General features: G+C 70.2%; 21 protein-coding genes. 11 read left to right on the top strand and 10 right to left on the bottom strand.

The window, feature by feature from the left end; genetic code table 11:
• Nucleotides 1-41 precede the first annotated feature (41 nt).
• On the top strand, nucleotides 42-314 hold the full coding sequence (locus AC068B_RS39630; protein ID WP_478676354.1) for a DUF6343 family protein: 273 nt from the start codon (nucleotides 42-44) through the stop codon (nucleotides 312-314).
• 12 nt (nucleotides 315-326) lie between these two features.
• Here the strand turns inward: AC068B_RS39630 and AC068B_RS39635 are convergent, their stop codons facing one another.
• The 4 genes from AC068B_RS39635 to AC068B_RS39650 all read right to left on the bottom strand — a co-directional run bounded on the left by AC068B_RS39635 (nucleotide 327) and on the right by AC068B_RS39650 (nucleotide 2,827).
• Complete coding sequence (locus AC068B_RS39635; protein ID WP_468560372.1) at nucleotides 327-692, bottom strand: tetratricopeptide repeat protein; 366 nt, start codon at nucleotides 690-692, stop codon at nucleotides 327-329.
• Between the two features lie 97 nt (nucleotides 693-789).
• Nucleotides 790-1,173 carry a hypothetical protein gene (locus AC068B_RS39640; RefSeq protein WP_478676317.1) on the bottom strand — a complete coding sequence of 128 codons (384 nt, stop codon included), beginning with the start codon at nucleotides 1,171-1,173 and terminating at the stop codon, nucleotides 790-792.
• Between the two features lie 86 nt (nucleotides 1,174-1,259).
• Nucleotides 1,260-1,865: a dephospho-CoA kinase gene (gene coaE / locus AC068B_RS39645; RefSeq protein ID WP_478676318.1), complete on the bottom strand. Its 606-nt coding sequence runs from the start codon at nucleotides 1,863-1,865 to the stop codon at nucleotides 1,260-1,262.
• A 23-nt stretch (nucleotides 1,866-1,888) separates the two neighbouring features.
• A complete protein-coding gene (locus AC068B_RS39650; RefSeq protein WP_478676319.1) occupies nucleotides 1,889-2,827 on the bottom strand; it encodes a PAC2 family protein in 939 nt (312 codons plus the stop codon).
• 243 nt (nucleotides 2,828-3,070) lie between these two features.
• On the opposite strand from AC068B_RS39650, the gene AC068B_RS39655 reads away from it, so the two are divergent.
• Complete coding sequence (locus AC068B_RS39655) at nucleotides 3,071-4,042, top strand: right-handed parallel beta-helix repeat-containing protein (protein WP_478676320.1); 972 nt, start codon at nucleotides 3,071-3,073, stop codon at nucleotides 4,040-4,042.
• Nucleotides 4,043-4,239: 197 nt separating this feature from the next.
• On the opposite strand, the gene rpsA is transcribed toward AC068B_RS39655, so the two are convergent.
• A complete protein-coding gene (rpsA, locus tag AC068B_RS39660) occupies nucleotides 4,240-5,757 on the bottom strand; it encodes a 30S ribosomal protein S1 (protein WP_055554894.1) in 1,518 nt (505 codons plus the stop codon).
• A 356-nt stretch (nucleotides 5,758-6,113) separates the two neighbouring features.
• Here rpsA and AC068B_RS39665 point away from each other — a divergent pair, with 356 nt between their 5' ends.
• Nucleotides 6,114-6,935: a class I SAM-dependent methyltransferase gene (locus AC068B_RS39665; RefSeq protein ID WP_478676321.1), complete on the top strand. Its 822-nt coding sequence runs from the start codon at nucleotides 6,114-6,116 to the stop codon at nucleotides 6,933-6,935.
• A gap of 4 nt (nucleotides 6,936-6,939) precedes the next feature.
• Nucleotides 6,940-9,465, top strand: a complete 2,526-nt coding sequence (hrpB, locus tag AC068B_RS39670) for an ATP-dependent helicase HrpB (protein ID WP_478676322.1) — start codon at nucleotides 6,940-6,942, stop codon at nucleotides 9,463-9,465.
• A gap of 24 nt (nucleotides 9,466-9,489) precedes the next feature.
• Here the strand turns inward: hrpB and pgfA are convergent, their stop codons facing one another.
• The 5 genes from pgfA to polA form a co-directional block, all read right to left on the bottom strand.
• On the bottom strand, nucleotides 9,490-10,488 hold the full coding sequence (pgfA, locus tag AC068B_RS39675; RefSeq protein WP_478676323.1) for a cell envelope lipid trafficking protein PgfA: 999 nt from the start codon (nucleotides 10,486-10,488) through the stop codon (nucleotides 9,490-9,492).
• A 20-nt stretch (nucleotides 10,489-10,508) separates the two neighbouring features.
• A complete protein-coding gene (locus tag AC068B_RS39680; RefSeq protein ID WP_107098168.1) occupies nucleotides 10,509-10,643 on the bottom strand; it encodes an SPW_0924 family protein in 135 nt (44 codons plus the stop codon).
• Nucleotides 10,644-10,814: 171 nt separating this feature from the next.
• Nucleotides 10,815-12,587, bottom strand: a complete 1,773-nt coding sequence (locus AC068B_RS39685) for a lytic transglycosylase domain-containing protein (protein ID WP_478676324.1) — start codon at nucleotides 12,585-12,587, stop codon at nucleotides 10,815-10,817.
• Between the two features lie 219 nt (nucleotides 12,588-12,806).
• Entirely contained in the window at nucleotides 12,807-13,772 is a 966-nt protein-coding gene (locus tag AC068B_RS39690; protein ID WP_478676325.1) for a serine hydrolase, read from the bottom strand.
• A 290-nt stretch (nucleotides 13,773-14,062) separates the two neighbouring features.
• Nucleotides 14,063-16,816: a DNA polymerase I gene (polA, locus tag AC068B_RS39695; RefSeq protein ID WP_478676326.1), complete on the bottom strand. Its 2,754-nt coding sequence runs from the start codon at nucleotides 16,814-16,816 to the stop codon at nucleotides 14,063-14,065.
• 122 nt (nucleotides 16,817-16,938) lie between these two features.
• Between polA and AC068B_RS39700 the strand changes: the two genes are divergently transcribed.
• From AC068B_RS39700 to AC068B_RS39730, 7 genes are all read left to right on the top strand, one after another.
• Nucleotides 16,939-19,218: an FdhF/YdeP family oxidoreductase gene (locus AC068B_RS39700; RefSeq protein ID WP_478676327.1), complete on the top strand. Its 2,280-nt coding sequence runs from the start codon at nucleotides 16,939-16,941 to the stop codon at nucleotides 19,216-19,218.
• Between the two features lie 49 nt (nucleotides 19,219-19,267).
• The gene (locus AC068B_RS39705; protein WP_478676328.1) at nucleotides 19,268-19,762 is read left to right on the top strand and encodes a PaaI family thioesterase; all 495 of its coding nucleotides are present in this window, start codon (nucleotides 19,268-19,270) and stop codon (nucleotides 19,760-19,762) included.
• 75 nt (nucleotides 19,763-19,837) lie between these two features.
• The gene (locus tag AC068B_RS39710; RefSeq protein WP_478676329.1) at nucleotides 19,838-20,218 is read left to right on the top strand and encodes a hypothetical protein; all 381 of its coding nucleotides are present in this window, start codon (nucleotides 19,838-19,840) and stop codon (nucleotides 20,216-20,218) included.
• Nucleotides 20,209-20,802 carry a Tat pathway signal sequence domain protein gene (locus tag AC068B_RS39715; protein ID WP_478676330.1) on the top strand — a complete coding sequence of 198 codons (594 nt, stop codon included), beginning with the start codon at nucleotides 20,209-20,211 and terminating at the stop codon, nucleotides 20,800-20,802. The genes AC068B_RS39710 and AC068B_RS39715 overlap by 10 nt, the downstream gene beginning before the upstream one ends.
• 291 nt (nucleotides 20,803-21,093) lie before the next feature.
• The gene (locus tag AC068B_RS39720) at nucleotides 21,094-22,344 is read left to right on the top strand and encodes a branched-chain amino acid ABC transporter substrate-binding protein (protein ID WP_478676331.1); all 1,251 of its coding nucleotides are present in this window, start codon (nucleotides 21,094-21,096) and stop codon (nucleotides 22,342-22,344) included.
• A gap of 98 nt (nucleotides 22,345-22,442) precedes the next feature.
• Entirely contained in the window at nucleotides 22,443-23,372 is a 930-nt protein-coding gene (locus AC068B_RS39725) for a branched-chain amino acid ABC transporter permease (protein WP_478676332.1), read from the top strand.
• A 5-nt stretch (nucleotides 23,373-23,377) separates the two neighbouring features.
• Complete coding sequence (locus AC068B_RS39730; protein ID WP_478676333.1) at nucleotides 23,378-25,222, top strand: branched-chain amino acid ABC transporter permease; 1,845 nt, start codon at nucleotides 23,378-23,380, stop codon at nucleotides 25,220-25,222.
• Nucleotide 25,223: the final 1 nt, after the last annotated feature.

Consider the following 25,223-nt stretch of genomic DNA (forward strand, 5'->3'; position numbering starts at 1 on the left):
CCACCCTCTTTATCCTGTGAAGGAGGAGATGACCTCCCATGATGCGCACAGGCAGTGAACCGGTGACCGCACGCAGTCCCCTGCGGATGCGGTTCTGGTTCGGCGTATGGGGCCTGATCTGGGCCGCCTTCGGCACCGTGGCCTTCGCGCTCACCGGCCGGACGGGCTGGGCGGCGGCGTGCGGAGCCCTGCTGATCGTGGTCGTCGCCGACCTGGCGTGGGTCGTACACCGAATCCGGCAGGGCCCGCACTACCAGCCGGGCAGGGACGTCCCTCCGTACGAACCGCCGCACGAACCACCGGACGCCCCTTAGGACGCTGCTCGGCTACTCCTCGTCGAAGCGGGCCGCCGCCAGGTAGTCCGGCTGCGGATCGAGGGCGGCCGCGAGCCGGAAGTGGCGCCGCGCCTGGTCGGGCCGCGAGCCGCGCTCGTAGGTACGGGCGAGGGCGAAGTGCGCGAACGCGTTGTCCGGCTCGCGCTCCAGGACGATGCTGAACTCCAGCTCGGCGGCGCGCAGTTGCGCGGCGGCGAAGAAGGCGCGCGCCCGCAGCAGACGGGCCGCGGTGTTCTCGGGGTGGGCGGCGATGACGTTGTCGAGCAGCTTCACCGCGCCGCGCGGATCCCGGGCGGCAAGAAGCTGCTCAGCCGCCCGGAAATCGATGACATGGGTCTCCGGGGTGGTTTCGGGCACGCCGGACTCCTTCCCTCGCTCCCCCGTGTCAACGCCCGCCGCACACCCGCCTATTCCGCACGGACGTGAAACCGCACCCCACGCGCGCGGGACGGCCTCACCGCACCGCGACGGCGAGGACGGCGCCCAGCACCACGAGGGCCGCGCCCGCGCCGACGAAGGCCCGGTCGAGGCCGGTGCGCTCGCCGCCGATCAGCACGGTCTCGCGCGGATCCCCGATGTCGTACGCGATCCCGACCCGGTCCCCGGCGGCGAGCGGCCTGCGACGGCTCGGCGGCACGGGCGACACCACCTCGACGACGCGTCCGTCGCCCGTCTCGAACTGCAGCGTGGGCCGTTCGGCGCCGGGCAGCGCCGCCTTCACCAGGGCCTGGGTGACGGCTCCCGCGGTGGTGATGCGCCGCGTCTGCCGCAGCCCGTACGCACCGGCAAGCGCCGCGACGAGACCTCCCAGAACCGTGAACGCCGCCAGAACGACCACTGCCCCGCCCTCCCCGAGCGTGCGCGCCCCGCACCGAGGCGCAAGCCCCATCCGCATGCGCCTGCCGCATGCGTCACCCGCGGCTTCTACCGCTGGCCGCGCGCCCTGCGCGCGAGGTCGGCCCAGACCTCTCCGACCCGCTCCGCCAGACCCTCCAGCGGGCCGTCGTTGTCGATCACGATGTCCGCGATCTCCAGACGCTTCTCGCGGGTGGCCTGCGCGGCCATCCGCGCGCGGGCGTCCTCCTCGCGCATGCCGCGCAGCCGCACCAGACGGTCCAGCTGGGTCTCGGGGCTCGCGTCGACGACGACCACGAGGTCGTACAGCGGCGCGAGGCCGTTCTCGGCGAGGAGGGGCACGTCGTGGACGACGACGGCGTCGCCGGACGCGGCCTTTTCGAGCTCGGCGGAGCGGGCGCCCACGAGGGGGTGCACGATCGCGTTCAGGGCGGCCAGCTTCTCCGCGTCCGCGAAGACGACCGCGCCGAGCTTCGGCCGGTCCAGCGAGCCGTCCGACGCGAGGACCTCCCGCCCGAAGGCGTCGACGACGGCCGCGAGACCGGGAGTTCCGGGCTCCACGACCTCACGCGCGATCTTGTCCGCGTCGATCAGAACGGCACCGGACGCGACGAGCAGCCGCGACACTTCACTCTTGCCGGCGCCGATTCCGCCGGTCAGGCCAACCTTCAGCATGACCGGAAGCTTAGGCCCTGGCGTTACGCGTCGCCCTCCCGCTCGGCAAGGAACCGTTCGAAGTCACGGCCGATCTCGTCGGCCGACGGGATGTCCAGCGGCTCGGCGAGCATGTTGCCCCGCTCCTGCGCGCCCGCCGCCGCGTCGTACTGGTGCTCAAGTCCCTGGACGAGCGCGACGAGTTCCTCGTCGCCCTCCTGGATCTGCCGGTCGATCTCGGTCTGCGTCCGGTGCGCCTCGGTGCGCAGTCCGTGGGCGACGGTGGGCAGCACCAGACCGGTCGCGGCCGTGATGGCCTCGAGGACCGTGAGGGCGGCGTCGGGGTACGCGGAGCGCGCGATGTAGTGCGGCACGTGCGCGGCGACGCCGAGCACGTCGTGGCCCGCCTCCAGGAGGCGGTACTCCACCAGGGCGGCGGCGCTGCCCGGCACCTGCGCCTCGTCGAAGGGGCTGCGGTGGCCCGGCACCAGGTCGGTGCGGTTGCCGTGCGGTGTGAGGCCCACGGGGCGCGTGTGCGGTACGCCCATGGGGATGCCGTGGAAGTTCACGGAGAGCCGCACGCCGAGCCGCTCCACTATCTGTTGGACGGCCGCGGCGAACCGTTCCCACTCGATGTCGGGCTCGGGCCCGGAGAGCAGCAGGAAGGGCGCGCCGGTCGCGTCCTGGACGAGGCGGACGTCGAGCGTCGGCACCTCGTAGTCGCTCCAGCGGTCGCGCCGGAAGGTGAGCAGCGGGCGGCGGGCGCGGTAGTCGACGAGCCGGTCGTGGTCGAACGTGGCCACCACCTGCCCGGGGAGGCTGTCCGTGAGCCGCTCGACGATCTGGTCGCCGGTTTCGCCCGCGTCGATGTATCCGTCGAAGTGGTAGAGCATGACAAGTCCGGCCGACTCCTGGGCAAGCGCCATGTCGACGACGGCGAGGCCCTTCGGCTCCCATGCGTACAAACCCTGCGGATCAAGCACTGTGACCGCTCCTCCTCGTGTTCGTAGTGAAGAACACGCGCAGCGTCACGAGCATTCCCGGCCGACCCTTCACAGCCACGGAGTTGAAGAGCTGGTCCATACCTTGACGCGGACATGCCCCAGCTCTACGTTCATAGGCACATCCAGAGTTCATGTACAAGAACACAGAAGTGCCGTGTACACCAAGAACGCCCACTGGACCCACCGGACCCACCGGACCCACCGACGGGAAGGCCACCCCCCATGCGCACCCGACGACCCCTGCTCACCGCCCTGTTCGCCGCGACGGCCGCCACCGGAGGCCTGACCACGGCCTCGGTCGCGACCGCCTCCACCGCACCGGCGCGGACCATCGAGGTCTCCACGGCCGCCGAGCTGAAGACGGCGCTCGCCGACGCCTCCCCCGGCGACACGATCCATCTCGCCGACGGAACGTACTCCGGGAACTTCAAGACCACCGTGGCGGCGAGCGCCAACTCCAGGATCACGCTGACCGGTTCACCGAAGGCCGTGCTCACGGCGGACGGCGGCTACGGCCTGCACCTCAACGGCGCCGCGTACTGGACGGTGAAGGGCGTCACCGTCACCGGCGGCCAGAAAGGCATCATGATCGACTCCGCGAGGGGCGTCGTCGTCGACACCGTCACGGTCCACGGCCTCGACATGGAGGGCGTCCACTTCCGGAAGTCGAGCAGCGACGGCGTGATCAAGAACTCGCGGATCTACGACACCGGGAACGACGACCGCGGCATGGGAGAGGGCGTCTACGTCGGCTCCGCCAACACGCTCTCCGACAAGAGCGACAACGTGCAGATCCTCGGCAACACCATCGGCCCGGACGTGGGCGGCGAGGCGGTCGACCTCAAGGAGGGCACCACGGGCGGCAAGGTCTCGGGCAACACGTTCGACGGCAAGGGCCTGACCGGCAACAACTACGACGACTCGTGGATCGACGTGAAGGGCAACAACTACGTCGTCGAGAACAACACGGGCAAGAACACCACGAACAACGGCTACGAGACCCACTCCCAGCAGTCCGGCTGGGGCTGCGGCACGGTCTTCCGCGGCAACAAGTCGACCTTGACGGGCGCGACGGGCGACAAGCAGCTGGCGATCAACGTGACGAACCACAGCGGCAGCTGCAAGACGACGGTCTACGCGAGCAACACGGTGACGGGCGGCAAGGGCCTGACGAACATAACGGTGACGCCGTAGAAGCGGGTCCCGAAGGGACAAGCTTCTAGGGGCGCGGGGAACTGCGCGCCCAGCCCCCACCGAACCCGCACCCGATCCCGCCCTCGATCCCGATCCCGCACTCGATTCCGCACCCGAAAACAAAGAAGCGGGCCCGCACCTCCGAAGAGGTACGGGCCCGCAACGTTCAACTACCGCCTAGAGAGAGCGACGCGAGGTCAGCTCTGACCGCCGGCAAGCTTCTCACGAAGCGCGGCAAGCGCCTCGTCCGAAGCAAGGGCGCCGGAGTTGTCGTCCGACTCCGAGGAGTACGAACCGCCGCCGCCGCCACCGCCGGTGCCGGCGGCCGGAGCCGCGCCACCGGGCGCAGCCGCACCCTCGGCCTCGGCCTGAGCGTCGGCCTCGCGGGACTTGATGACCTGGGCCTGGTGCTGCTCGAAGCGCGTCTGCGCCTCGGCGTACTGACCCTCCCAAGCCTCACGCTGGGTCTCGAAGCCCTCGAGCCAGTCGTTCGTCTCGGGGTCGAAGCCCTCGGGGTAGATGTAGTTGCCCTGGTCGTCGTAGGACGCGGCCATGCCGTACAGGGTCGGGTCGAACTCGACGGCCGACGGGTCGGCGCCGAAGGACTCGTTGGCCTGCTTCAGGGACAGCGAGATCCGGCGACGCTCGAGGTCGATGTCGATGACCTTGACGAAGATCTCGTCGTTGACCTGGACGACCTGCTCCGGGATCTCCACGTGGCGCTCGGCCAGCTCGGAGATGTGGACCAGGCCCTCGATGCCCTCGTCGACGCGCACGAACGCACCGAACGGAACGAGCTTGGTGACCTTACCGGGAACGACCTGCCCGATCTGGTGCGTGCGGGCGAACTGCTGCCACGGGTCTTCCTGCGTCGCCTTGAGCGACAGGGAGACACGCTCGCGGTCCATGTCCACGTCGAGAACCTCGACGGTGACTTCCTGGCCGACCTCGACAACCTCGGAGGGGTGGTCGATGTGCTTCCAGGACAGCTCGGACACGTGCACGAGACCGTCGACGCCGCCGAGGTCCACGAACGCACCGAAGTTGACGATCGAGGAAACGACGCCGGAGCGGACCTGGCCCTTCTGCAGGGTCGTGAGGAAGGTCTGGCGGACCTCGCTCTGGGTCTGCTCGAGCCAGGCACGGCGGGACAGGACCACGTTGTTGCGGTTCTTGTCCAGCTCGATGATCTTGGCCTCGAGCTCCTTGCCCACGTAAGGCTGGAGGTCGCGGACGCGGCGCATCTCGACGAGGGAGGCCGGCAGGAAGCCACGGAGGCCGATGTCGAGGATGAGACCACCCTTGACGACCTCGATGACGGTACCGGTGACGATGCCGTCTTCTTCCTTGATCTTCTCGATCGTGCCCCAGGCACGCTCGTACTGAGCGCGCTTCTTGGACAGGATCAGACGGCCTTCCTTGTCCTCCTTCTGGAGAACCAGGGCCTCGATCTCGTCACCGACGGCGACGACCTCGTTCGGGTCGACGTCGTGCTTGATGGAGAGCTCGCGGCTCGGGATGACGCCTTCGGTCTTGTAACCGATGTCGAGCAGGACCTCGTCCCGGTCGACCTTCACGATGACGCCGTCGACGATGTCGCCGTCGTTGAAGTACTTGATCGTCTCGTCGATCGCGGCGAGGAAGGCTTCCTCGTTACCGATGTCGTTGACCGCTACCTGCGGAGTGGTGGCGGTGGTCTCGGTGCTGCTCGTCATGTGGGTAAGGGCTCCGGTACGGACATTGAAGTCGTAGGTACTGCAACGCGCCGGAGCCGATTTCGCTCTGAAGAAGCCGGACAGCCTAGGAAGCGCGACCCCCGCGAAACGGAAGGCGCCTCGACAACCGAGGGGACATACAACAGACGCGAGCGCAGCCTGCTATGTCTGAGGAGCGCAGGCTCGCAGCGCAACTTGTAGCATACGGGGGCAGCCGGACAGGGTCAATGCGCGAAGGCGCACACCCGGGGCGGATCGCCGCATACCCGGCACAAAACCTGTCGCATGAGGCCACACGGGCCGCACTGCGCCCCCTTCGCGACGAGGTTCAAGGGAAGACACGGAAGATTACGACCATGGAGACGATCATCCAAGACTCCGAGCCGTCCGAGCCCGAGGCCACCAGGCGTGACGCCAACGTCACGGAGAGCAGCCGCGCGAACCGCGGCTGGTGGGACCGGAACGCCGACGACTACCAGATCGAGCACGGCACGTTCCTCGGGGACGACCGCTTCGTGTGGGGTCCCGAAGGGCTCGACGAGGTGGAGGCGGAGCTGCTCGGCCCGCCCGAGGAGCTGAAGGACAAGGACGTCCTGGAGATCGGCGCCGGTGCCGCGCAGTGCTCGCGCTGGCTGGTCTCGCAGGGCGCCAGGCCCGTCGCGCTCGACCTCTCGCACCGCCAGCTCCAGCACGCGCTGCGGATCGGCGGAAACGTTCCGCTGGTGCAGGCCGACGCGGGAGTGCTGCCCTTCAAGGACGGCTCCTTCGATCTGGCCTGTTCCGCCTATGGGGCGCTGCCCTTCGTCGCCGACCCCGTGCAGGTCTTCAAGGAGGTGCGGCGCGTGCTGCGGCCCGGCGGCCGCTTCGTCTTCTCCGCGACGCACCCCATCCGCTGGGCGTTCCCGGACGAACCGGGCCCGGAGGGCCTCTCCGTAGGGGCCTCCTATTTCGACCGCACTCCTTATGTGGAGCAGGACGAGCAGGGCAACGCCGTATATGTGGAGCACCACCGGACGATCGGCGACCGGGTGCGGGACATCGTGGGCGCCGGGCTCCGGCTCGTCGACATCGTGGAGCCGGAGTGGCCCGCCTGGAACACCCAGGAGTGGGGCGGCTGGTCCCCGCTGCGCGGAAATCTGATCCCGGGGACGGCCATCTACGTGTGCGTACGAGACTGAGTACGTGATCGGTCTCCGCAACGAAGCCCTGGATCTGCCGGTACGCGACGCGCTGCCCGCCCTCCGTTCCGCTCTGGAGGGGCCGGGCAGCGCCGTGCTGTGCGCCCCGCCGGGGACGGGCAAGACGACGCTGGTGCCGCTGGCGCTGGCCGGTCTGCTCGATGCCTCCCAGGAGGTGCGTCGCGTCGTCGTCGCCGAGCCGCGGCGGATCGCCGCACGGGCGGCCGCGCGGCGGATGGCGTGGCTGCTCGGCGAGCAGGTGGGCGACAGCGTCGGGTACACGGTGCGCGGTGAGCGCGTGGTGGGTCCACGCGCGCGCGTGGAGGTCGTCACGACCGGTGTCCTGCTGCAGCGGCTGCAGCGGGACCAGGAGCTGGCCGGGGTGGACGTCGTCATCCTCGACGAGTGCCACGAGCGGCACCTGGACGCGGACACCGTGGCGGCGTTCCTGGTGGACGTGCGGGCGGCGCTGCGCCCCGAGCTGCGTCTGGTGGCTGCCTCGGCGACGACCGACGCGGCGGGCTGGGCGCGGATCCTCGGGGACGCGCCCGTGGTGGAGGCTCAGGGAACCGCGCACCCCGTGGAAGTGGTGTGGGCGCCGCCGCCGCGCGCGGTGCGGCCGCCGCACGGGATGCGGGTGGATCCGGCGCAGCTCTCCCACGTCGCGTCGGTGGTGCGGCGGGCGCTGGCCGAGCGGGACGGGGACGTCCTGTGCTTCCTTCCCGGGGTCGGCGAGATCGCGCGGGTGGCCGGGCAGCTGACGGGCCTCGGCGACGTGGAGGTGCTGCAGGTGCACGGGCGGGCCCCGGCCGCGGTGCAGGACGCGGTGCTTGCCGGGTCGGAGCGCCGACGGGTGGTGCTCGCCACGTCCGTGGCCGAGTCGTCGTTGACGGTGCCCGGGGTGCGGGTGGTGGTGGACTCGGGGCTCGCGCGCGAGCCGCGGGTGGACCACGCGCGCGGGCTGAGCGCGCTGGCGACCGTGCGGGCCTCGCAGGCGTCGGGGCGGCAGCGGGCGGGGCGCGCGGGGCGGGAGGCTCCGGGGGCCGTGTACCGGTGCTGGGCCGAGGCCGAGGACGGGCGTCTGCCGCGCTTTCCCGCGCCGGAGATCAAGGTGGCCGACCTCGCCGCGTTCGCGCTGCAGACGGCATGCTGGGGCGATCCGGACGCCACCGGGCTCGCGCTCCTCGACCCGCCGCCGGGCGGCGCGATGGCGGCGGCCCGGGAGGTCCTCACGGCGGTCGGCGCGGTGGAGGCGGGCACGGGCCGGGCGACGGAGCGGGGCACGCGGATGTCCCGGGTGGGCCTGCATCCGCGCCTCGCGCGGGCCCTGCTGGACGCGGCGCCGCGCGTGGGCGCCCGGCGGGCCGCGGAGGCGGTGGCGCTGCTGAGCGAGGAGCCGCCCCGCGAGTACGGCGACGACCTGGCGGGTGCCTGGCGGGCGGCCCGGAGCGGCAGGGACGCCTACGGGGCGCGGTGGCGGGCCGAGGCCAAGCGGCTCGCCTCGTCGGTCACCGGGTCCTCCGGAGGCGGCGGCGGGGAGGGCAGCGACGAGCACGTCGCGGGTCTGGTGGCCGCGCTGGCGTTTCCGGAGCGGGTGGCCCGGAGCGTGGGCGGCGGGACGTATCTGATGGCGGGCGGGACCCGGGCCGAGGTCCGGCAGGGGTCCGCGCTGTCGGGGGCGCGGTGGCTCGCCGTGGCCGTGGCCGACCGGCCGGTGGGCGCGGGGCACGCGCGCGTGCTCCTGGCCGGGCACGTCGACGAGGGCGCCGCGCGCGATGCAGCGGCGCCGCTGCACTCCGAGGGCGACGAGGTGGCCTGGAGCGGCGGCGACCTCGTGGCGCGGCACGTGGAGCGGCTCGGCGCCGTGGAGTTGGCGGTGCGCCCCTTGAAGACACCCGCTCCCGGGCTGGTGCGGGAGGCGCTGCTCACCGGGCTGCGGGAGGAGGGGACGGCGCTCCTGAAGTGGTCACGGGACGCGCGGGAGGTACGGGAGCGGCTCGCGTTCCTGCACCGGCATCTCGGGGCGCCCTGGCCCGACGTAGCGGAGGACGCGCTCCTCGCGCGCGTGGACGAGTGGCTGGAGCCGGAGCTCTCCCGGGCCGTGCGCCGGGCCGATTTGGCGCGGATCGACGCCGGGCAGGCCTTGGGGCGGCTCCTGCCGTGGGCGGGCGGCGAAGCCGGGCGCATGGACGAACTCGCCCCTGAGCGGCTCGAAGTACCGAGCGGGTCCAGGATCCGGATCGACTACGCCGACCCCGAGCAGCCGGTGCTCGCCGTCAAGCTGCAGGAGATGTTCGGGCTCGCCGAGACCCCGCGGATCGCGGACGGCCGCGTACCGGTACTGGTGCACCTGCTGTCCCCCGCGGGCCGCCCCGCGGCCGTCACCGCCGACCTCGCGTCCTTCTGGCAGTCCGGCTACCGCGCGGTCCGGGCGGACCTGCGCGGCCGCTACCCGAAGCATCCGTGGCCGGAGGACCCGGCGACGGCGGCGCCCACTCGCCACACCAACGCCCGCCTGAAGGGGCGCTGAGCACCGGAAAGCGCCGGCTGGGGCTCACGCGTTGACCGGCTCGGGCTCCGGATCCCGCTCCGTCGTCGGGGAGGGGTCGCCGGGGCGGCGGCTGCGGGCCTCCAGCCAGAGGGAGAGGGCCAGCAGGAGGATGCCGAGGCCGAGGAAGCCCCACGGGAGGTAGGAGGTCAGCAGGAGGACCAGGACGCGCTGGGACTTGACCAGGTCGACGGTGTCCTTGATGTAGTCCTCGCGCATCTTCACGTGCCCGGAGAAGACGGTGACCTTGTCGCGGTCGCCCAGGAGGGTGCCGCCGCGCAGTTCGTTGTTCTGGATCTCCTCTCCGTAGACGGGTGCTCCGGTGGTCGGTTCGACCCAGAACTTGCGGACGGTGGTGTACCAGCGGGTGGTGCCCGTCTTGGCGAGGGACTCCGGAGTGATGCCCTTGACGGGCATCGTCTTCGGGAAGGGCACCTTGGTCCAGGGAATGGTCTGCTCGAAGTAGTAGACCTTCAGGCCGCGGAAGTTCTGGGTGCCCTTGTAGTGGATGGGGCGGGTGATGCGGGCCTGCGCGTCGAAGTACTCATAGTCCCGCTTCTCGGTCAGGAAGGGCCACTTGAACTCGATACCCTCGCGTTTGACGGGGTCGCCGTCGACCGATTCGCCGGTGGCGTGCACGGGTTCCTGGCTGTGCGCGTCGAAGATGTAGCGCTCGGGGATCTTGGAGACCATCTTGCCTTCGGCGTCCTGGACGTAGGAGAGCGCGTCCCAGACCACGACGTCGCGGTCTGCGCTCTTCTCGATCTTCTCGGAGGCCTCGACGTTGCCCTTGAGGGTCTGCACGATGGTGACCTTGTCGATCTTCTTGGCCTTCATGGAGCCGTAGTCGATGAGGGTCGGATCGTGCGCCTCGAGGACGGCCTCCTGGTACTGGCTCGGCGGGATCTTCGCGAGCCGCGGGAAGGCGTACCAGCGCATGAGCGGGGACATGGCCGTGAAGAACACGGCGAAGGCGAGCAGGACGAGGCTGGCCTTGCGGCGCATCGCGGCGGCCCTCCCTACGTCTATGGGTGCTTGGGGACAGTGGTGAGGAGCGGCTCGGGGGACGTCTCGCCCGGTGGGGCGCCGATCGCCGTGATCGTCAGGACCAGGGCGAGCGCGACGGCGAGGCCTGCGGCGGCGGCGATGAGGGCGCGCATGCGGGGCCTCCCGATTCGGCGTACGGCCGGAACTGATAGGGCGTCAGGTCGGGCACCGTAGCAACGGACGGGCGAGATGAGAACACGTTGCACAACACAGGACCGCCCCTTCGCCGTGCGTGGCGGAGGGGCGGTCCTGTGGAGTCGCGGGTCGGCCGGACGGCCGCCCGGTCAGGCGCCGGGAGAAGCGCTCGCGGACGCGCTCGTCGAGGCGCTCGGAGAAGCGCTCGGGGAGGCACTGGAGGAGTCCGACGGCGACGGCGTCGCGTCGGGCTCCGGCGCGCTCACCTTCAGTTCGAGGGTCAGCGTGCCGCCGCCCTCCGTGACGATGCGCAGCAGGTACGTGCCCGCCGCGTCGTCCGCGTACATCTTCGGGAGCTTCAGCAGCCCGTTCGGGCCGGTCTTCAGACCCGTCAGGGTGCGGACCGGCTTGCCGTCCGCGCCCTTGAAGTAGGGGCCCTTGTCGTTGGCGGTCGCGTCCGTCGCCGACTTGATCATCGTGGCGGTCGCCACGACGCCGTCCGCGATCTTGCCCTTGTGGGTCGCCTTGACCTCGACCCGCTCGCCGAACTCCTTGCCCGGCTCGCAGACCAGCGGCTTGTCACCGGTCCTGGCGAGCGCGTCGGCCACGCGTGCGACGGTCTGCGCCTCGAAGTCGACACGGGACGAGGCGTGGCCGAGGACCCTGGCCTGCACGACGAAGTCGCCGGGCTTCTGCCCCGCTTCGAGGACCGGCGCGGTGGCCTTGCCATAGGCGTTCGTGGTGACGGTGACACCCCTCGCGCCGCCTTCGAAGCGGGTGTCCGTGTCGCCGGAGACGGTGAACCGCACCTTCACCTTGGGCACGAAGTCGCCCGACTTGGTCAGGGCGCGCACCGCGACGCGCTCGGTGAAGGCGTCGCCCGTCTTCGCGACGAGGTCTCCCGTCCCGGCGTTCGCCAGCGCGTCGACCTCCGAGGGCGCGGGGTCGGGCTTGTGGGAGCCGCCCCCGCCCGGCGGCTTCGGCTTGGTGCTGCCACCGCCATGGCTGCCCGACTCGTTCTTGCCGGGGTCCGGCTTCGGCTTCTTCGAGTGCGACGGGTTCGGGTTCGGGGTCGGGCTCGTGCCGACACCCGGGTAGCGCGTGTCGGTGCGGTCGTCCGGCAGCACGCCCTTGCCGTCGGGAACCTCGTGGGTGCCCTTGCGGTAGTACTCCAGCCACGACAGGACCGTGTTCAGGTACTCCGTGGACCGGTTGTAGCTCAGGATCGCCTTGTGCAGATCGGCCTCGACGGAGAGGTCCCGGTCGTTCGCGCACAGATAGCGGCCCGCGGCGAGCGCCGCGTCGTAGATGTTGTTGGGGTCCTTCTCGCCGTCGCCGTTGCCGTCCTGGCCCCAGGTCGCCCAGGTGGACGGAATGAACTGCATGGGGCCGACGGCACGGTCGTGCGTGCTGTCCCCGTCGTACGCGCCCTTGTCGGTGTCGGTGATCTTCGCGAAGCCGTTGCCGTTCAGGACCGGGCCGAGGATCGGCTTGATCGTCGTGCCGTTCGCGTCGACACGGCCGCCGCGCGCCTGGCCGGACTCGACCTTGCCGATGGCGGCGAGGAGTTGCCAGGGCAGGTTGCAGCCCGGCTGCTCGGTGGTGAGGGAGGCCTCGGCCTTCTTGTACGCGTCGAGGACCGTGGCGGGCAGACCCGCCTCGTCCTCCTTGTCGCCGCCGTTCGGAGCGCCGGTCGGCGGGACGGGGCTCTGCAGGGGCGGCAGGTCGGTGAAGTACGGGGAGTCACCGGTCGCGGAATCGCCGGACGGCGGTGTGGTGTCCGAAGCGCCCGCCGCCTGACCGTCGCGCGGCACGTCCGTCACACCAGGGGCCTGCGACGCGGCGAGGGCCGCCACCGCCGCCGCGGCCACCGCAGCGGTCACCGTTCCTCTGCGCAGCCGCCTGCCGAATACCGGCGCCATGACCGAGCCACCCCTCCCCATTGACCACTGTTGCGCGCCGACCCACCCCCCGGTGCACGCTTTCTTCACTCCTGCGCGCATTCCGGTACGTACACACTTGCCTACGCACGCACGTACTCCCAGTGGACCGACCCAGCCGACACTACGACAACTTCCCGCGCCCAGGCACCCGTTCGTGCCCGGTTTTTACCAGTTGGCCGGGGGTCCGCGACAGGTCTGTTACGCAGTGGGGTCCCAGGTCTCCCCCTCCGGTGGCGCCGAGCCGTCCGGGACCTCGCTGATCTCGCTCTCCGGGGTCAGCCCCTGGCCTGCGGCACGCCCCTTGTTGAGGCCGCGGTGCACGGCCTGGGCGATGCGTTCGATGGTCCGGACCCCGTACGCCATCGAGGGGTTCCCGTGCGAGAGGACGACGATGCGGTACGTCCGGCCGCTGCCGGTGAACACACCGACGCTGTGCACGCGCCAGCCGAGGGTGGCGCGGGGCAGCCAGCCGTTCTTGAGGTGGGCACGGACGCCGCGCGGCATGCCCGCGGGCACCCCCCAGCGCTGGTCGCGCCGCACGTCGGCCATCTGCCGCAGGCCGTACTCGCGCGCACTCGGCTTCAGTACGCCACCTCCGCCACGGGCCCCCGTCAGCACACCGAGCAGCCGCATCTGGTCGGCCGCGGTGGTCCGGGTCAGGCCCCAACGGCCGTACGAGCCGAGCGTGGTGGCCGAGGTGCCGACGCGACGCAGGAAACGGGAGAGGTAGGGGTGGCCGAGGTCGTTCCACAGGCGCCGGGCCGCGTCGTTGTCCGACGCGGTGATCATGGGCCGGATCCTTCGGCGCTCCCAGCCGGTGAGGTCGCGGCGCCAGTCCTGCGCGCGGCGCAGCGCCGCCTCCATCATCAGGACCTTGGTGACGCTCGCCGCGTCGTAACGCTGCTGGCCCGCGAGCTCACAGACGAGGCCGGTGCGGGTGTCGTGGACGGCGACGGAGATGCTGCCCGCCCGGGACGACAGCGCCGCCCGGATGTCCTTGGACATCCGGGCGGCGAGAGTGCGGTCCTGGCCCGCCGTGCAGAGGGCGGCGCTGCCCTGCTGGGGCCGACTGGCTTCGGCGGCGGTTACGGGTATGGGGGCCAGAAGGACCGTCGTGAGCGCCGCGGCGAAGGCTGCGCGGCAGTTCCGCAGGTGAGGAGCCATGCGGTCATCCTGACCCGGGGGGTGGGGCGGGGCGCCCCCTTGGGGGCCAAGTGGGTGTCTTCGGCTGCGGCCGCGTCGTGGCTTGTCGCGCAGTTCCCCGCGCCCCTGGGGAGCCGTGGTGCTCCTGCCCAGGGGCGCGGGACGAACGGGCGGCCTCCGGATGGACGGCTCAGGGGCGCGGGGTACCGCGCGACCAGCCACAGCGGACCCGCACCCGAACCCCCCGCGGAGCGGAGCCCCAGCACCGATTCCCCGCCCGGGAGGGCAGCCCGTTCCCCGGCCCGGGAGGGCTAGTGCGCCGCGGATTCCCAGTCCGGGCCCACGCCCACCGACACATCGAGCGGCGCCCGCAGCGTCACCGCGCCCGCCATTTCCCTGCGGACCAGCTCCTCCACCTTCGCGCGCTCGCCCGGCGCGATCTCCAGGACGATTTCGTCGTGGACCTGCAGCAGCATGCGGGAGTCGAGCTTCGCCTCGGTGAGCGCGCCGTGCACGTTCAGCATGGCGATCTTGACGATGTCCGCTGCCGTGCCCTGGATCGGCGCGTTCAGCGCCATCCGCTCGGCCATCTCGCGGCGCTGGCGGTTGTCGCTGTTGAGGTCGGGGAGGTACCTCCGGCGGCCGAGCATCGTCTCCGTGTAACCCGTGGCGCGGGCCTCGTCGACCGCGCGGCGCAGATAGTCCCGGACACCGCCGAACCGCTCGAAGTACGTGTCCATCAGCGCACGCGCCTCGCCCGCGTCGATGTTCAGCTGCTGGGAGAGGCCGAACGCGGACAGGCCGTACGCCAAGCCGTACGACATCGCCTTGATCTTGCGGCGCATCTCCGCGTCGACGGCCGGACCCGCCACGCCGAACACCTGCGAGGCGACGGTCGTGTGCAGGTCCTCGCCGGACGAGAACGCCTCCAGGAGGCCCTCGTCCTCGGAGAGGTGCGCCATCACGCGCAGTTCGATCTGGCTGTAGTCCGCGGTCATGAGGGACTCGAAGCCCTCGCCGACCACGAAGCCGCGGCGGATCGCCCGGCCCTCGTCCGTGCGGACCGGGATGTTCTGCAGGTTCGGGTCCGTGGAGGAGAGGCGGCCCGTCGCCGCCACCGTCTGGTTGAACGTGGTGTGGATGCGGCCGTCCGCGGCGGTCGTCTTGATCAGGCCCTCGACCGTGACGCGGAGCTTCGCCTGCTCGCGGTGGCGGAGCATGATGACCGGCAGCTCGTTCTCCGTCTGGGCCGCGAGCCAGGCCAGGGCGTCCGCGTCCGTGGTGTACCCGGTCTTCGTCTTCTTCGTCTTGGGGAGGTTCAGCTCGCCGAAGAGGACTTCCTGGAGCTGTTTGGGCGAGCCCAGGTTGAACTCATGGCCCGCCGCCGCGTGCGCCTCCTTCACGGCCTGCTGCACCGCGCCCGCGAACTGCTGCTCCATGGACTGCAGATGCTCGCGGTCCGCCGCGATGCCGTGCCGCTCCAGGCGGGCCAGGAGCACGGACGTCGGCAGCTCGATGTCGGCGAGCAGATCGCTCGCGCCTACCTCTGTCAGCTTCTCCCCGAAGGCGGTGCCGAGGTCGAGGATGGTGCGGGCCTGCGACATCAGGGAGTCGGCCTCGGCCCGGTCGTCCTCCTCCGTACCGAAGGCGAGCTGGCCGTCGGCGGCGGAGGCGGGCGCAAGCTCACGGCCCAGGTACTCCAGGGACAGCGCGTCCAGGGCGAAGGAGCGGCGGCCCGGCTTCACCAGATACGCGGCGAGGGCGGTGTCCATGGTGACGCCGTCCACGGTCCAGCCGTGCTCGGGGAAGACCCGCATCGCGCCCTTGGCGTTGTGCAGGACCTTCGGCTTGGCGGCATCGGAGATCCAGGCCGCGAAGGCGTTCTCGTCGGCCTCGTCCAGCGTCGCCGGGTCGAACCAGGCAGCCGCTCCCCCGGCCGCGGCCAGCGCGACCTCGGTGACCGTGCCCGTGCCGAGCTGCCAGGTGTCGACCGTGGCCAGGCCGAGGACCGCCGCGCCGTGCTCGGCCAGCCACGGCGCGAGCTCGCCCGCGCCGAGGACCGTGCCGTCCAGTTCCACGCCCGGCTCGGCCGGGGTCTGCTCGGCCTCCTCCGCGCCCGGGTCGACGGCGAGCAGCCGCTCCCGCAGCGAGGGGTTACGGATCTCCAGGGTGTCCAGGACCATCGCGAGCGCCGTGCGGTCGTACGGAGCGCGCTCCAAGTCGACGACCGTCTTCGGCAGTTCGACGTCGCGCACCATCTCGGTGAGGCGGCGGTTGAGCTTCACCGACTCCAGGTGGTCGCGGAAGTTCTGCCCGGCCTTGCCCTTGACCTCCTCGGCACGCTCGACGAGGTCGGCGAACGAACCGAACTGGTTGATCCACTTCGCGGCCGTCTTCTCACCGACGCCCGGGATGCCCGGCAGGTTGTCCGACGGGTCGCCGCGCAGCGCCGCGAAGTCGGGGTACTGACTCGGGGTGAGGCCGTACTTCTCCTGGACCTTGTCCGGGGTGAAGCGCGTCAGCTCCGAGACGCCCTTCGTCGGATACAGCACCGTCACGTGGTCGGTGATCAGCTGGAAGGAGTCACGGTCGCCCGTGACGATCAGCACGTCGAAACCGGCCGCCTCCGCCTGCGTGGCCAGGGTGGCGATGACGTCGTCCGCCTCGAAGCCGTCGACCGCGAAGCGCACCGCGTGCATCGCGTCGAGCACCTCGCCGATCAGCTCGACCTGCCCCTTGAACTCGTCCGGGGTCTTGGAGCGGTTCGCCTTGTACTCCGGGAACTCCGTGGAACGCCACGTCTTGCGCGAGACGTCGAACGCCACCGCGAAGTGCGTGGGCGCCTCGTCGCGCAGGGTGTTCGCCAGCATCGACGCGAAGCCGTAGATCGCGTTCGTCGGCTGGCCCGTCGCGGTCGTGAAGTTCTCCGCGGGCAGCGCGAAGAACGCCCGGTACGCCAGGGAGTGCCCGTCCATGAGGAGCAGGCGCGGGCGCTGCTCACCGCCCGGCTTCCCGTCCTTCGTCGCCGCGGTCTCGGACTTCTTCTTCGCTGCTGTTTCTGCCACGTCCCCGATCCTGCCACGCCCCACTGACACTCAGGCCCAACCCTCACCCGCGACGGCTCCGACCGTGCCGCGTGGGAGGATCGAAGACGTAGCTCACGTACGCGCTCGAAGGGGAGCCGACCATGGCAAGCAAGCCGCCCAAGGGCGATCCGGTCCAGGACGCGCCGCAGGTCGCCGAGGCGCAGCACGCGGCCGCGGGACTGCCCGCCATCGGTCACACGCTGCGCATGGCGCAGCAGCAGATGGGCGTGCGCCGCACCGCCCTCACCCTGCTCCGCGTCAACCAGAAGGACGGCTTCGACTGCCCCGGCTGCGCCTGGCCCGAGCCGGACCACCGGCACAAGGCCGAGTTCTGCGAGAACGGCGCGAAGGCGGTGGCCGAGGAAGCCACGCTGCGCCGCGTCACGCCCGACTTCTTCGCCGCGCACCCCGTCGCGGACCTCGCCACCCGCAGTGGGTACTGGCTGGGCCAGCAGGGCCGCCTCACCCACCCCATGTACCTGGCGCAGGACGCGGAGCGCTACGAGCCGGTTTCCTGGGAGCGGGCCTTCGGCATCATCGCCGAGGAGATCGCCGCGCTCGACTCCCCCGACGAGTCCGTCTTCTACACCTCGGGCCGCACCAGCAACGAAGCCGCGTTCCTGTACCAGCTGTTCGCCCGCGAGCTCGGCACGAACAACCTGCCCGACTGCTCGAACATGTGCCACGAGTCGTCCGGCTCGGCGCTCACCGAGACGATCGGCATCGGCAAGGGCAGCGTCCTCCTGGAGGACCTCTACAAATCGGACCTGATCATCGTCGCCGGGCAGAACCCGGGCACGAACCACCCGCGCATGCTCTCCGCCCTGGAGAAGGCGAAGAACAACGGTGCGAAGATCATCACGGTCAATCCGCTGCCCGAGGCGGGCATGGAGCGCTTCAAGAACCCGCAGACCGCACAGGGCATGCTCAAGGGCACCGCCCTCACCGACCTCTTCCTGCAGATCCGTCTCGGCGGCGACCAGGCCCTCTTCCGCCTCCTCAACAAGCTCATCCTGGAGACGGAGGGAGCCGTGGACGAGGAGTTCGTCCGCGAGCACACCCACGGGTACGAGGACTTCGTCGGGGCCGCACGGGCCGCCGACTGGGACGACACCCTTCAGGCCACCGGCCTCGGCCGCGAGGACATCGAGGAGGCACTGCGCCTGGTGCTCGCCTCCAAGCGCACCGTCGTGTGCTGGGCGATGGGCCTGACCCAGCACAAGCACTCCGTGCCGACCATCCGCGAGGTCGTCAACTTCCTGTTGCTGCGGGGCAACATCGGCCGCCCCGGCGCGGGCGTCTGCCCCGTGCGCGGCCACTCGAACGTGCAGGGCGACCGCACGATGGGCATCTTCGAACGGCCCGCGCCCGCCTTCCTCGACGCCCTGGAGAAGGAGTTCGGCTTCGCGCCACCCCGCCACCACGGCCTGGACGTCGTCCGCGCCATCAGGGCCCTGCGGGACGGCGAGGCGAAGGTGTTCTTCGCGATGGGCGGCAACTTCGTCTCCGCATCCCCCGACACCGACGTCACGGAAGCCGCGATGCGCCGGGCCCGGCTCACCGTGCACGTCTCGACGAAGCTCAACCGCTCGCACGCCGTCACGGGCGCCCGCGCCCTGATCCTGCCGACGCTCGGCCGCACCGAGCGCGACCTCCAGGGCAGCGGCGAGCAGGTCGTGACCGTCGAGGACTCCATGGGCATGGTGCACGCCTCACGCGGCCGCCTGGAGCCCGCGGGCAAGCAGCTCCTGTCCGAGCCCGCCATCGTGTGCCGCCTCGCGCGCCGCGTGCTGGGCGAGGCGTCCCGCACGCCGTGGGAGGAGTTCGAGAAGGACTACTCCACCGTGCGCGACCGCATCGCGCGCGTGATCCCCGGCTTCGAGGACTTCAACGCGAAGATCGCCCGCCCCGGCGGCTTCGCCCTGCCGCACGCGCCGCGCGACGAGCGCCGCTTCCCCACGGCCACCGGCAAGGCCAACTTCACGGCGGCCCCCGTCGAGTACCCGGCCGTCCCGAAGGGACGGCTGCTGCTGCAGACCCTGCGCTCCCACGACCAGTACAACACCACGATCTACGGCCTCGACGACCGCTACCGCGGCATCAAGAACGGCCGCCGCGTGGTCCTCGTCCACCCCGAGGACGCCGCGGAGCTCGGCTTCGCCGAGGGGACGTACGCCGACCTCGTCAGCGAGTGGCAGGACGGCGTGGAGCGCCGCGCGCCGGGCTTCCGCATCGTGCACTACCCGACGGCCCGCGGCTGCGCCGCCGCGTACTACCCCGAGACCAACGTCCTGGTGCCGCTGGATGCCACCGCCGACACCAGCAACACCCCTGCCAGCAAGTCCGTGGTCGTACGCCTGGAACAATCGGCCGTCGACTGAGCGTTTGCTCAGCGACAGGTGCGACGACGAACGAACGGAGCCTGGCCCCATGGGTGAGCAGCACGGCGTGAAGTTCCCGCAGGAAGTCATCGACGAGTACGCCTCGCTCGGTGTCGACCTGCCCTCCCTGTTCTCGGCCGGGCACCTCGGCACCCGCATGGGCGTGCAGGTCCTCGAGGCCTCGGCGGAGCGTGTCGTCGGCACGATGCCGGTCGAGGGCAACACACAGCCGTACGGCCTGCTGCACGGCGGCGCCTCCGCGGTGCTCGCGGAGACCCTCGGCTCGGTCGGCGCGATGCTGCACGGCGGCCCGCACAAGCTGGCCGTCGGCGTCGACCTGAACTGCACGCACCACCGCGGCGCCCGCTCCGGCCTGGTCACCGGGGTGGCGACGCCCGTGCACCGGGGCCGCTCCACGGCCACGTACGAGATCGTGATCAGCGACGAGCGGGACAAGCGGGTGTGCACCGCGCGGCTGACGTGCATGCTGCGGGACGCGCCCGCGCAGAGCGATTCGACCGGCTCGGCGGGCGCCGCGGGCTGACCGCTGAAGGACCCGGCGGCGAGGACCGGTGCCCGTGCATTGTCGGAGCGTAAGGCTCCGGTCTAGCGTCTCTGCATGAGGCACCGGATATCGCTCTGTGCGCTCGCCCTTGCCGCAGTCGTCGCCGCCGGATGCGGAAGTTCCGGCTCCGACGAACCGGACGCGGCCCGCAGCCCTTCCCCCGGCACCACGTCCCCCGCCGACCTGTGCACCACGATCATCACCAAGTGGGCCCGGGAGATCTACGACTCGGGCGACACGACCTACGGCGACTACCAGTCGATGGCCCTGTCGAACGGTCAGTACACGATCCTGCGCGACGTCCTGGACGCCACGCGCGCCGAGCGCAGCCGCGAATCGGCCGCTTCGGGACGGAAGTTGATCGGCCATCAGGTCCGCAAGCGGTGCGCCGAGCGCTACCGCGACGGCGGACCGAGCGGCGGGCCGTGGACGTGAACGCCATCGGCCCGGTCGAACCGGGCGAGGACACCTACGACCGCGAGTCCGCGCTCCCCCGAAGAGCCCGGCCGCGCCCGCTCCGCTTCCGCCGCACCACCCTCGCCGCCACCGCGGCCGCGATCATCGGCGCCGCCGGGATCGGCTTCTATCTGACGCGACCGGAACCGCCGCCCCCCGCGCCCCCGTCGTGGCCGTCACAGAGCGTCTCGGTGACGTACGAGGGCGGGATGTCACGGCCCCGGGCCGGGGACCGGACGTTCACCTTCACCGTCGCGTTCACGCAGGAGTCGGGGCCGCCCGCGACCGTCCGGCGGGTCGGTCAGCCCTCCGCGGCCCTTTCGGTCAGCACATCCCCTCTCACCCCTTTCGAGGTCAAATCGGGATCACCCCGGAAGTCGATCATCACGATGCACATTCGCGAATGCGGCGAAGTGTCCCGGAATGCGGGACTCCCTTTCCTGGAAGTAACACTGCGTAATGTGCGCGCAATCGAGAAGCAGAGTTACATCCTGGGTCCGGAATACGCGAATGATCTTTCTGCCGCCCTGACGGCCGCATGCCCGCGAACACCGGTGTCATGAGTAAAACGGCTTTACAGTCCTGCAAGTTGCCCTGGGGATTCTCACCATGCGGATACGTCGAGATCCACCTAACAGGGCCATATTCAGCCTCAACCGCCCCCTGCGTTCCAGCCCGGAATACTCCATGGCATAACAAGAGCGTCACAGCCTTGGTCCGACCACTCCACCAAGAACAAAGGCACCCTTAGAGTCACGGCCAGTCACCGCGCCCACCGGATTCCTGTCAGTTCGGTTCCGCGCTCGACTCGGCATCCCAACAAGGGACAGCCGTGCCAGGGGAAAGGACTGATCGTGCGTCAACGTTCGCTCATAGCCATCACCGCTGCACTCACCGCGGGGGCTCTCACCCTCACCGCCTGTGGCTCGCGCGACGACAAGGACGACGGAGACGAGGCCGGTGGCGGCACCACCGTGGTCATCGGCGTCGACGCGCCACTGACCGGCGAACTCTCCGCGCTGGGCCTCGGCATCCGCAACTCCGTCGACCTCGCCACCAAGCAGGCAAACTCCAAGAACTACGTCGACGGGGTCAAGTTCAAGATCGAAGCCCTCGACGACCAGGGCCAGCCCTCGTCCGGCCAGACCAACGCCACCAAGCTCGTCGCCGACAAGGACGTCCTCGGCGCCGTCGGCCCCCTGAACTCCTCCGTCGCCGAATCGATGCAGAAGGTCTTCGACGACGCGAAACTCGTCCAGGTCTCCCCCGCCAACACCAACCCCGCCCTCACCCAGGGCCCGGACTGGAACGGCGGCAAGAAGGCACGCCCGTACAAGTCGTACTTCCGCACCGCCACCACCGACGCCATCCAAGGCCCCTTCGCGGCCCAGTACCTGTACAACAAGGCCAAGAAGAAGAAGGTCTTCGTCGTCGACGACAAGAAGACCTACGGCGCCGGACTCGCCGCCACCTTCAAGGACGAGTTCACCAAACTCGGCGGCAAGGTCGTCGGAACCGAACACATCAACCCCGACACCAAGGACTTCGGCGCCGTCGCCACCAAGATCCGCAACTCCGACGCGGACCTCGTCTACTACGGCGGCGAATACCCCCAGGCCGGACCCCTCAGCAAGCAGATGAAGCAGGCCGGATCCAAGGCCCCCCTCGTCGGCGGCGACGGCATCTACAGCGCCGACTTCATCAAGCTCTCCGGCAAGCAGGGCGTCGGCGACTACGCCACCTCCGTCGGCCAGCCCGTCGAAGAACTGCCCTCCGCCAAGGAGTTCATCGCCAACTACAAGAAGGCAGGCTTCAAGGAAGCCTACGAAGCCTACGGCGGCTACTCCTACGACAGCGCCTGGGCGATCATCGAAGCCGTCAAGAAGGTCGTCGACGACAACGACGGCAAGCTGCCCGACGACGCCCGCGCCAAGGTCATCGACGCCATGAAGGGCGTCTCCTTCGACGGCGTCACCGGCAAGGTCTCCTTCGACGAATACGGCGACGCGACCAACAAGCAGCTCACCGTCTACCAGGTCAAGTCCACCGACCCCAAGAGCGGCTGGAAGCCCGTCGAGTCCGGCACCTACTCCGGGACCAACTGACACCCGGCACGTAGCCCACGACAACCCGCGCGGGGCGCCGCAGACGAGCGCCCCGCGCGGCGTCGCATCCGTCGCACGAAAGACTCGGAGGACCTGCGGTGCACGAACTGCCGCAACAGCTGGTCAACGGCCTGCTATTGGGATCCATGTACGGCCTCATCGCCATCGGCTACACAATGGTCTACGGCATCGTCCAGCTCATCAACTTCGCCCACGGCGAGATCTTCATGACCGGCGGCTTCGGCGCCCTCACCGTCTGGCTCTGGCTCCCCGCCGGCACCAGCGTCTGGGCCGCCCTGCCCCTCATGCTCATAGGCGCCATCTTCGTCTCCACCACCATCGCCATCGGCGCCGAACGCTTCGCCTACCGGCCCCTGCGCGGAGCACCACGCCTCGCCCCGCTCATCACCGCCATCGGCCTCTCCCTCGCCCTCCAGCAAGCGGTCTGGGCCTGGTACCCCGAGGCCAAGTCCGCCCGCTCCTTCCCCGAACTGCCCGGCGGCTCCATCCACATCGGCTCCGTCACCATGCAGCCCGGCGACGTCTTCCTGCTCATCACCGCCCCCATCTGCATGGTCGCCCTCGGCTACTTCGTCATGAAGACCCGCATCGGCCGCGGCATGCAAGCCACCGCGCAGGACCCCGACACCGCCAAACTCATGGGGATCAACACCGACCGCGTCATCGTCGTCGCCTTCGCCATCGGCGCCGCCTTCGCCGGCATCGCCGCCGTCGCCCGCGGACTCAAATACGGCCAGATCGACTTCCGCATGGGATTCATCCTCGGCCTCAAAGCCTTCACCGCGGCCGTACTCGGCGGCATCGGCAACATCTACGGCGCCATGATCGGCGGCGTCGTCCTCGGCCTCGCCGAATCCATGGCCACCGCCTACATCAACGACGTACCCGGCATGGACAAGCTCGGCGGCCAGTCCTGGGCCGACGTCTGGGCGTTCGTACTCCTCATCGTCGTACTCCTCGTCAGGCCCCAAGGCCTCCTCGGCGAGCGCGTCGCGGACAGGGCGTGACAACCATGACCACACACACCACCACGGCCGACAACGCCCAGCCGCACAAGGAAAAGCCCCCCACCGGGCTCATCCACCTCCCCGTCGGCCCCGCCCGCGCCCTCGCCACCGGCGGCGGAATCCTCACCGTCATCTCCGCGTTCCTCGCCTGGACCTGGACCTCCGCCTTCCCCGGCGACCTCACCGTCTACGGCTACCCCGGCGGCCTCCAATGGCTCGTCCTCATCGCCGGCGCCCTCACCACACTCCTCGGACTCGCCTCCTACGGAGTCAAGGGCATCCGCGCCATCGCCCCCGCCGGAACCGACGCCGCCCTCAAATACTCCGCACTCGCCGCCTTCGCCACCTCCTGGTACACGATCTTCGCCATCAGCAAGAAGCTCGGCGGCCTCGCCAACCTCGAACCCGGCGGCTGGATCGCGGGCGTCGCCACCCTCACCGCCCTCATCGGCGCCCTCGCCCTGCCCTTCAAACGACCCCACACCTACCCGGTCGACGAAGAAGACAGCGCCTGGGAACAGTTCAAACACCGCACCCGCAACGCCAGCACCACCTTCAAGGGCGCCTTCGCCGCGGAAACCCCGCCCCCACCCCGCAAACTCAACTCGTACCTCGAGATCCTGGTCATCATCGCGGCACTCGCCACCGGCCTGCTCGTCTTCACCTACGGCATCGGCACCGAATACGACGAACTCTTCATCGGGTTCCTCATCACCGTCAGCTTCTGCTTCGCCGCACTCGCCAAAGCAGGCCTCGTCGCCCAGGTCTCCACCTACACCGCACGACACCGCCACGTCACCCTCGTCGGCGCCTTCCTCGCCGCCGCCGCATTCCCCTTCACCCAGAACGACGACCAGTACGCCACCATCGGCGTCTACATCCTCATCTTCGCCACCGTCGCCCTCGGACTGAACATCGTCGTCGGCCTCGCGGGACTCCTCGACCTCGGATACGTCGCCTTCCTCGGCGTCGGCGCCTACGCCGCATCCATGGTCTCCGGAACACCCTCCTCACCCTTCGACATCCACCTCCCCTTCTGGGGCGCCATCCTCGTCGGCGCCGGCGCATCCCTCGTCTTCGGCGTCCTCATCGGCGCCCCCACCCTGCGCCTGCGCGGCGACTACCTCGCCATCGTCACCCTCGGATTCGGCGAGATCTTCCGCCTCGCCGCCAACAACTCCGACGGCTCCTCCGGACCCGACATCACCAACGGATCCAACGGCATCTCCTCCATCCCCAACCTCAAGATCCTCGGCTTCGACTTCGGCGTCGAACACACCATCGCGGGCTTCACCATCGGCCGCTTCGCGAACTACTTCTTCCTGATGCTGCTCATCACCCTCGTCGTCGTCCTCGTCTTCCGACGCAGCGAGAACTCCCGCATCGGACGCGCCTGGGTCGCCATCCGCGAAGACGAGACCGCGGCACTCGCCATGGGCATCAACGGCTTCCGCGTCAAGCTCATCGCCTTCGCCCTCGGCGCCTCGCTCGCCGGACTCGCAGGCACCGTCCAGGCCCACGTCACCTACACCGTGACACCCGAGCAGTACCAGTTCGCCAACTCCGTACCGCCCAACTCCGCGTTCCTCCTCGCGGCCGTCGTCCTCGGCGGCATGGGCACCATCAGCGGCCCCCTCGTCGGCGCCGCGCTCCTCTACCTCATCCCCAACAAACTCCAGTTCCTCGGCGACTACCAACTGTTCGCCTTCGGACTCGCGCTCGTACTCCTCATGCGCTTCCGCCCCGAAGGCCTCATCCCCAACCGCCGCCGCCAACTCGAGTTCCACGAGGCCGAACTCAGCCCCGGCGAGACGCCGCCACCCGCAGCCCTCAGCAAGACAGGGGTCTGAC

The sequence above is a fragment of the Streptomyces sp. NPDC042371 genome, assembly GCF_056437465.1.

What these genes read in the sequence shown, in the direction of transcription:
- AC068B_RS39705 (WP_478676328.1), top strand. Translation starts at nt 19,268, where the DNA reads ATGGGTGAGCAGCACGGCGTGAAGTTCCCGCAGGAAGTCATCGACGAG.
- AC068B_RS39685 (WP_478676324.1), bottom strand. Translation starts at nt 12,587, where the DNA reads ATGGCGCCGGTATTCGGCAGGCGGCTGCGCAGAGGAACGGTGACCGCT.
- AC068B_RS39665 (WP_478676321.1), top strand. Translation starts at nt 6,114, where the DNA reads ATGGAGACGATCATCCAAGACTCCGAGCCGTCCGAGCCCGAGGCCACC.
- AC068B_RS39655 (WP_478676320.1), top strand. Translation starts at nt 3,071, where the DNA reads ATGCGCACCCGACGACCCCTGCTCACCGCCCTGTTCGCCGCGACGGCC.
- AC068B_RS39710 (WP_478676329.1), top strand. Translation starts at nt 19,838, where the DNA reads ATGAGGCACCGGATATCGCTCTGTGCGCTCGCCCTTGCCGCAGTCGTC.
- AC068B_RS39690 (WP_478676325.1), bottom strand. Translation starts at nt 13,772, where the DNA reads ATGGCTCCTCACCTGCGGAACTGCCGCGCAGCCTTCGCCGCGGCGCTC.
- AC068B_RS39630 (WP_478676354.1), top strand. Translation starts at nt 42, where the DNA reads ATGCGCACAGGCAGTGAACCGGTGACCGCACGCAGTCCCCTGCGGATG.
- coaE (WP_478676318.1), bottom strand. Translation starts at nt 1,865, where the DNA reads ATGCTGAAGGTTGGCCTGACCGGCGGAATCGGCGCCGGCAAGAGTGAA.
- rpsA (WP_055554894.1), bottom strand. Translation starts at nt 5,757, where the DNA reads ATGACGAGCAGCACCGAGACCACCGCCACCACTCCGCAGGTAGCGGTC.
- pgfA (WP_478676323.1), bottom strand. Translation starts at nt 10,488, where the DNA reads ATGCGCCGCAAGGCCAGCCTCGTCCTGCTCGCCTTCGCCGTGTTCTTC.
- AC068B_RS39730 (WP_478676333.1), top strand. Translation starts at nt 23,378, where the DNA reads ATGACCACACACACCACCACGGCCGACAACGCCCAGCCGCACAAGGAA.
- AC068B_RS39680 (WP_107098168.1), bottom strand. Translation starts at nt 10,643, where the DNA reads ATGCGCGCCCTCATCGCCGCCGCCGCAGGCCTCGCCGTCGCGCTCGCC.
- AC068B_RS39700 (WP_478676327.1), top strand. Translation starts at nt 16,939, where the DNA reads ATGGCAAGCAAGCCGCCCAAGGGCGATCCGGTCCAGGACGCGCCGCAG.